At 35.4% G+C, this 4,949-nt stretch carries 6 protein-coding genes and 1 pseudogene; 2 read left to right on the plus strand and 5 right to left on the minus strand.

The features are described 5' to 3' along the window. Positions 1-725, plus strand: a 725-nt coding sequence (locus O1449_RS16085) for a hypothetical protein (RefSeq protein ID WP_269239865.1), incomplete at its 5' end; no start/stop codon positions are given. Between the two features lie 56 nt (positions 726-781). Here the strand turns inward: O1449_RS16085 and O1449_RS16090 are convergent. From O1449_RS16090 to O1449_RS16110, 5 genes are all read right to left on the minus strand, one after another. Beyond that, on the minus strand, positions 782-1,660 hold the full coding sequence (locus tag O1449_RS16090) for a replication initiation protein (RefSeq protein ID WP_269239866.1): 879 nt from the start codon (positions 1,658-1,660) through the stop codon (positions 782-784). 235 nt (positions 1,661-1,895) lie between these two features. After that, a complete protein-coding gene (locus O1449_RS16095) occupies positions 1,896-2,183 on the minus strand; it encodes a type II toxin-antitoxin system RelE/ParE family toxin (protein WP_269239868.1) in 288 nt (95 codons plus the stop codon). After that, complete coding sequence (locus O1449_RS16100; protein ID WP_269239870.1) at positions 2,180-2,494, minus strand: type II toxin-antitoxin system Phd/YefM family antitoxin; 315 nt, start codon at positions 2,492-2,494, stop codon at positions 2,180-2,182. The genes O1449_RS16095 and O1449_RS16100 overlap by 4 nt, the downstream gene beginning before the upstream one ends. A gap of 76 nt (positions 2,495-2,570) precedes the next feature. Next, positions 2,571-4,046, minus strand: a complete 1,476-nt coding sequence (locus O1449_RS16105; protein WP_269239872.1) for a relaxase/mobilization nuclease domain-containing protein — start codon at positions 4,044-4,046, stop codon at positions 2,571-2,573. Further along, positions 4,036-4,368: a plasmid mobilization protein gene (locus O1449_RS16110; RefSeq protein ID WP_269239874.1), complete on the minus strand. Its 333-nt coding sequence runs from the start codon at positions 4,366-4,368 to the stop codon at positions 4,036-4,038. The genes O1449_RS16105 and O1449_RS16110 overlap by 11 nt, the downstream gene beginning before the upstream one ends. Positions 4,369-4,570: 202 nt before the next feature. On the opposite strand from O1449_RS16110, the pseudogene O1449_RS16115 reads away from it, so the two are divergent. Beyond that, positions 4,571-4,949 (plus strand): annotated as a pseudogene (locus O1449_RS16115) (hypothetical protein); the annotation flags it as partial.

Consider the following 4,949-nt stretch of genomic DNA (forward strand, 5'->3'; position numbering starts at 1 on the left):
TTGAAATTAATGGAAGACCCATCATTTGGATTGAAAAAGAGGAAGATGAAATTTTATTTAATGCTATTTTTTTTGATGATACTGGAAGAAAAATCGGTTACTTAAATAAAAATACATTTATTGCACTAGTAAATGATTGCGATATTTTCGCCATAGGGACACGTATAGAAGCTAGAACTAGAAAAGGAATAATTAACCTAGAATTAAACATTGAAGGAGATGGAATTGTTGAGCTAAGAAGACTATCAGCTAAATATTTTGGGACTTATATTAAAATTAATAAGTCAGGTCAAATTGAAATAGATTCATGTAAGTTTAGTAATATTCAAGTATTTAATTGTGGTGGTGGGTTCAAAATTGGATGTATTCCCAAAATGAGAACAAATTTTTATAAGTTAAGAGCTTTGAAAAAATCTTTAATTAAAGAAAGATTACCAAAAATTAAAAACTTAAATGGATTTCTAAAAGGGTACATTTATCAAAACACAATTATAGATCTAAATGACTTAGTCACCGCATATATACAAGGTGAAAAAGTCTATACAATTCAAAATGAATACATTGGAAACATATTTAAAAGAGCTAAAGAAAACACATATACGATAGGAACAAATGAAGATGAATACGAAGATAGAGAACCAATATATATCGAAGAAAAGAATAGGCTAATTAGCAATGTAGTAAACGAACCAAAAATAGAAACACTCTACAGAATATTCAATTAAAGAGAAAAAAGAGCTGATATCTGATTTAGGCTTGTTTAGTCTCAAAAAGAGAGAGTTTATAAACTCTCTTTTCTTCTAAAGTAGGTTGCTCTACTAATGCCTAATTCTTTCCACGGTTCACCTAAAGATGGTCTACCACCTGATTTAGACTTCTTACCTCCCAATGCACCTTTCCTACTTTGTCTATCAATAAACTCTTGATAGCAATAAGCATCTTTCTTCCAACAGTAGGTTGCTATGCTCTTGGCTGTAGCTTTGACTTCTGAGTATGGTAATGGTTCTAAAAACGCTTCATTTGCGCTTAAACAGTGTTTTATTACTTCATCTAACCAAGTGTTATAGATTCCACCTCTATGCGCTCTAATCGCTTTATATGCCCATTTACGCACTGTATCAAACATTGCACAGTTACGCCCAAGTCCTAAAACTTCCTGTTTTTTGCTTAATTTCTTCGGTAAATCTACAAAATCAGCTAAATAATCCAGCGTATAGGCTTGTTCAGTCCAAAAGGTAACACGCCAATCTTTATGGAATGGATTCTTCGTAATGAGATGACTGTAACCAACGTCTGCACCTAGTTTTTTGGCTAATCCTGCCTGTACCTTTGATGCGTAGGCTATTGCTTTTTGACTGCCAAACTCACTGGTACATAGTGGAATTTCTAATTTATAGCAGATATGAGCATGACCATTTTTTTGTGTTTGTGCTGTCCAATATGGCATTGGCAAATTTTCGTCATGCCATGCCATGACTGCATCTGAACGATCTATATCAAAAAAGAAGTAATGAAGCATACAAGGCTGATTGCCCTGTATGTATTGCATGTTAATTGCCATTTTTTTCGGTCTTATTTGTAAGCCATACAGTAACTCATCTGCACAGTATGGTTTATGAGCAAGATTTTCAAAAAAATCGCTTAATTGAGCGTTATTCACCTTTTGCAACGTCCTATATGTTGCAAATGCTCAAAACATCGGTAAAATACAAGTATCGAATTTGCGTTTACTGATGCTTTAAGTATTTGTTAAACAATGAGAAAAAGGTAGGTCTGCAAACCTACTTTTTTTTCGCCTGAAAGAAAATTTAACACAACTTTAATAGTTTTAAAAGTTATTGATTTTCTTCATTTTATAAGTGAATTTTTCTTCATATATGTGAAGAAAAATTCACTTATATATTTCTCGAAGTATGTAGGATTCTTAGAATAAAAACCCGCTTGGCTTCTTCATCAATTTGAATAATTGCACGGTATGGGCTATCAGAAATAAGCATTTCTCTTGTTCCTAAACTCCCCTTTTTTTTGCTACGATTTGGCGAGAAATAGAGTGTTTCTAGCTGTTCAGTAATTTTTAGATACATGCTTTCAGCTAGTTTTTCGCCCCAATTTTCGATTCCATACGCCAAAATTTCAATTAAATCTTGTTCTGCTTGTGGCAAATAAGAAACGTCATAACTCATCTGCTACGGCTCGCTACTAATTCTCGTGCTTTTTGCATCGCTGTAGCATGTACCGTTTTCATCGCGATGGTTTCTGATGGATGAGATTTCAAAGTACTTAGAGCTTCTACAATTTTTTCCTTTTCCCAATCTTCATAATCATCATCTTGAACATCGAAAAGGCTTTCTAAGTGAGTACCTTTCACATCTTTTAATGATAAGAAAACACCAACAGGACGTTTATTCTTAGTGACTAAAACTGGCTCTCGTTGCATGGTATCGAGTAATTCACCAAAGCGTGATTTTGCATCTTTTGCTGTAATAACTTGCATTTTAAAACCTCATAAAAGTAGGCGTTTTGTCTATTTTAATCTTTTTAATACGCTAATCTAGGATTATTTTGTTGTTTCAACGATAAAACCCACGATCTGCTTTGATTTCAGCCTGTTTTACTTTCATTTTTTCGTCAATTCGCTGTTTAGCTCTCGTAATCTGCTGTTCAGATTGTTTAATTGTCGATTTTGACTGCTCAATTCCTCGTTCTGCACTCTCAATACTTGATTCTGATTGCTCAAGGCTTCGATCTGCTCGGTCTGTCTTTGATTTATTTCGTTTAGCTCGTTCAACTGCATCTCTAACGAGTTCAAGATGACGTTGTAGCGATTCATAAAGTCGTTGGTCATGTTGATTTCCTATTTCTCGATTTTCATTACTTTTTGGTCGCTGGTGTTCTCGAACACTTCCGCTTTTTTGCTGTTCTTGGCTACGATGAAATAGGTCTTCTTGTCCTTGCTCTCGTGAAATTCCACCGATCTCAAAATCCGCTTTTCGAGTGGAGATTGATCTAATTCTAGATTGATCTCTGCTAATTCCTGCTTCTTGTCCTTGATCTGATAACCCAACCATACGTTTATCCCTAGAAATATGAGAAATAGCATAGTCAGTCCGCCCAAAACTGCTCCCGTGAGAATATTCAAACGCAAAGCGTTTTTGATGCTCGGTTGTTGGTCTTTGATGGTCTGTAGATTTGATCTCAAAACGCTCTTGGTTTCCTCGTTGCTTGCTTTCAACAAGGTTATGTAGCTTTCCAAGTGCTGTTTCGTAGCGTTCTCGGCTTGTTCTTTGATAATCCTGTCCTGCTCGGCTGTGTTCTTCTGCAAATTGTTTATCAAATTGTCGATTTTCATAAATTACGCCCTCTAAACGTATATTTCGTTTGCCGTCAGGATTTTTAATACTGATTGATCGCTCTGTTTGCCTTGTGATTTCAAAGCCTGCATTTTCAAGCGTATTGACGACATCTTGCCGATTTTGGATATTTCCGTTGCTGATCTGCTCTGCTATCGCTGTACCAATCTGCTGTTTTATTTCTTTGATATTTTCAGGCAAGTTTTGGCTATTTAAAGTCTTTATGGCTTGCGCTTTATCAGGTGCATGAGGGTCTGATAATCCATAATTAAAATTGGTAACTTGTTTCCAATTTTCCACCAATGGGCGGTCTGCTTGATCAAAATAGGGCTGTAAGCGTTTTCCTGTACTCAATTCCACGTTTGGAATAACGAAATTAAGTTCTAAACGTCCTTTATCAGTGTGTTCTATCCAAGTAATGTCATATTGATCTCGATCTAAACCTGCAAGGAGTGTTTCTTCAAAGCTCTGCATGATTTCTTGTTTTTGCTGTTCTTCAAGATTGGCTTCTTCAAACGATAAAACGCCCACCGTATAACGGTTTTGGAAATCTAAATTATCTGCTAATCGTTGTGTTAGTTCAGGATCACCACTTAATAAAACAGCACCAAAACGATCTCGATCTTCACCAAGTAGGTAATCAATGGTTGCACCTGCACTACCACCGCCTTTATTTCCTAGAAATTTAACGATCATAGTCGGCTAGAACCTTTTGTAGTTGTTCCCTAATCCTTGCTAGCTCTGCAAAAGCTCTAATTTTTTCTATATCTGATTCAACTGTATTTACTTGCCTAGCAATTTGATTGAGGTTTCCACCAATACGCCCAAGTCCTGCTAAAAGTTGAGGATCTGCGACTTTATAATTCCGTTTTTTATTTGGTTTTCCTTCTAAACAAGTTTGTCTTATCCATGTTGCCAACTCCCCACCTGTCATACGCTCAAGTAAGGCTTGATGTTCCGCTTCTGTTAAACGGATTTTTATTTCTTTATGTCTTTTGACGATTTCTTTTTTAGTCATGACTAAATCCGTTTCGTAGATTGGGTCGGCTTTTTTATGAGGGACCTGGCTAACTGAAAGTTGGCCATGTTCCCGAAATAAATAAAGTCGAAAAGAGGGTTAAGGGATACTTCCCTTACAAGGCACAAAAGGGAACTCTAGCGAAAACTTTAGTTTTTGTATAGAGTACCCTTTGTGTGTCCTTGCCCTATGATAATTTAAAATGATAGATATAACGCCAAAGCAACCTACTATTAATAAACATGGTCTTAAAAGAAAAATTGATCCTGACATAAAAAGGGAGATACGGAAGCAAGATGGATATGGCTGTATAATATGTGGATCAATGCTTGTAGATTACGAGCATATAGACCCTTTATTTTGTGATGCTAAAGAACATGATCCTAGTAAGATGGCTTTGTTATGTAGTCAACATCATGATCCTGTAACAAGAAAAATTATGCCTAAAAGGCTAATTAAAAAACATAAAGAAGATCCTTATTGTAAAAAACATGGTTATGCTTTTTCCAAATACTTTCCTAATCCAGATGATATAAAAATCAAATGTGGCAACTCATATTTTGAAGATACAAAAAAAATAT

It is taken from the genome of Acinetobacter sp. TR3 (genome assembly GCF_027105055.1).
Lineage (GTDB): Bacteria > Pseudomonadota > Gammaproteobacteria > Pseudomonadales > Moraxellaceae > Acinetobacter.